Annotated in this window: 2 protein-coding genes; both read right to left on the bottom strand. The window is 37.4% G+C overall.

Annotated elements, in window-relative coordinates; translation table 11 throughout:
* Window positions 1–564: 564 nt before the first annotated feature.
* The gene (locus AAFM34_RS20915; protein ID WP_341666215.1) at window positions 565–1,353 is read right to left on the bottom strand and encodes a PhzF family phenazine biosynthesis protein; all 789 of its coding nucleotides are present in this window, start codon (window positions 1,351–1,353) and stop codon (window positions 565–567) included.
* A 232-nt stretch (window positions 1,354–1,585) separates the two neighbouring features.
* The gene (locus tag AAFM34_RS21050) at window positions 1,586–1,744 is read right to left on the bottom strand and encodes a PLDc N-terminal domain-containing protein (RefSeq protein ID WP_371833291.1); all 159 of its coding nucleotides are present in this window, start codon (window positions 1,742–1,744) and stop codon (window positions 1,586–1,588) included.
* Window positions 1,745–1,851 lie beyond the last annotated feature (107 nt).

The following is a 1,851-nucleotide window of genomic DNA, read 5'->3' as shown; positions in this document are numbered from 1 at the left end:
TCTTAGCAAATATAGGCGGACACTGAACATAGGTTACACCTTAGATTGACTCTTATTCAGAGATAGCAGAAACAGAATAATTACTAAAGGAGGAAAAATGAAGTTAATGATTGCTCCAGGAGCAGTCCCGGTGGTTTCGATCGGCTTTAGCACACCTAATATCAAACGCATCACATATTCAAAAAGGATAAATAGATACATTAACGGTATTAGGGATTTGTATCTCAGGCCAACGATCACATAAAACATCCCCATGATAAGCTGAGATAATCCCCAAAGGGAAAAAATAAGTATTACCGCACTCGCCCCTTCGTTTGAAAAAGAATCTAAGGGTATTGTTGCTATCGTTTGAGCACCTCCATCAGGGGCAAATACATGAATTAGACTTCGTACCACGGTCATGATGGTGAAAAAGTAGAATAGATATAAAGCTATTTTTCTGCCTTGGTAAGTGTTGTTTATTTCCTTTGGTAGGACCGTCATTACGTGTTTTTTATTTCAGTTCGATGTAGCATGTGTCTTAGTTATAAATACATCCGAGTTTACTTTATTGCTTATGATGGTTTATTCAATCCATAAGTTTCCAATTGAATATGTTTTTGCAGTGCCGCCAATTATTACTCGATTGTTTTTGTCCTCACATTTTAATACACCACCTCTGTCAGAAACCTGAATTGCATCCAGTTTATTTATTCCAAGTCTTTGTGACCAAAACGGAATAAGAGAGCAATGTGCAGAGCCAGTTACTGGGTCTTCCAAAATTGATGCCTGAGGTGTAAAGAATCTGGAAACAAAGTGACTTTTATCGCCTTTAGCTGTCACAATTACACCACCGGGTTCAAGATTTATCTGATCAAATAACTGCCTATTAATTTTGATGCGTCTTACGTCTTCCTCGGTTTCATAAACCAGTAAATAGTCTCGAGACTTATAAACCGCCTTGGGCTGCAGACTTAATGATTCTTTGATTATATCAGGTAAAGTGGCAGTTTCCGGCATGCGTGAAGGAAAATCTAAAAAGTAAAAATCATCTTTTGTAGTAACTCTTAAATCGCCACTTAAAGTTTCAAACACAATTTGGTCGTCGGGATAGTTTAAAATTGACTTAAGGCAATGTGCCGTTGCAAGTGTTGCATGTCCACACAAATCCATTTCTATTTCGGGTGTAAACCAACGCAAGTGGATTTTATCGCCCTTATCAATAAAAAAAGCGGTTTCTGCGACAGCATTTTCTCTAGCGATATTTAAAAGTAGATCATCGGATAACCAATGGTCCAGCGGAACTACACAGGCGGGATTTCCACTGAAGATTTTATCTGAAAATGCATCTATTTGGTATAAGTTAAGTTTCATTGTAATAAATCTTTCCTGCGTTTTTCAACAAGATATACTTTCTGGTCTGTCTACACACTTTTGATTTAAGATACGTCGAAGAATATTATACTCATGGACTGTTAGTGTTGTGTAGATATCACCAGAACTTGACTTTATTAAGGAATTAGGTATAACTTTTCATGGGTTATATACGAGGTTGTGCAGCGTAATCGAAACCCAAATAGTTTGCTAGAAAATCGAATTCTGAGTTCTAATCTTTTCGTTTGAGTGGAGCTAGAAGCAGATAAAAAATCCATGCAAACCAAGAGATGAACAAAACGGCTAATATCCAAGCAAGTTTTTCGCTTCCTGATGTCTTAGTTGAGGATAAGATAGAGAGAATGGGCAATAACCAAATGAAAATTACCATTCCCAAGACTAGAAGTACGGCTAAAGACTCAGCACCCATAGTTTATGCTGTACAACCCCTTATATGTGATGGTTTATTCCGACCGAGAAGAAGTGCACCTGTGAAAT

It is taken from the genome of Vibrio sp. (assembly GCF_038138445.1).
In the GTDB taxonomy this organism is placed as follows: domain Bacteria; phylum Pseudomonadota; class Gammaproteobacteria; order Enterobacterales; family Vibrionaceae; genus Vibrio.
This window is presented reverse-complemented; position numbering and strand designations above follow the sequence as displayed.

Coding starts and splice junctions, on each gene's coding strand:
- AAFM34_RS21050 (WP_371833291.1), bottom strand. CDS start 1,744: ATGGTAATTTTCATTTGGTTATTGCCCATTCTCTCTATCTTATCCTCA.
- AAFM34_RS20915 (WP_341666215.1), bottom strand. CDS start 1,353: ATGAAACTTAACTTATACCAAATAGATGCATTTTCAGATAAAATCTTC.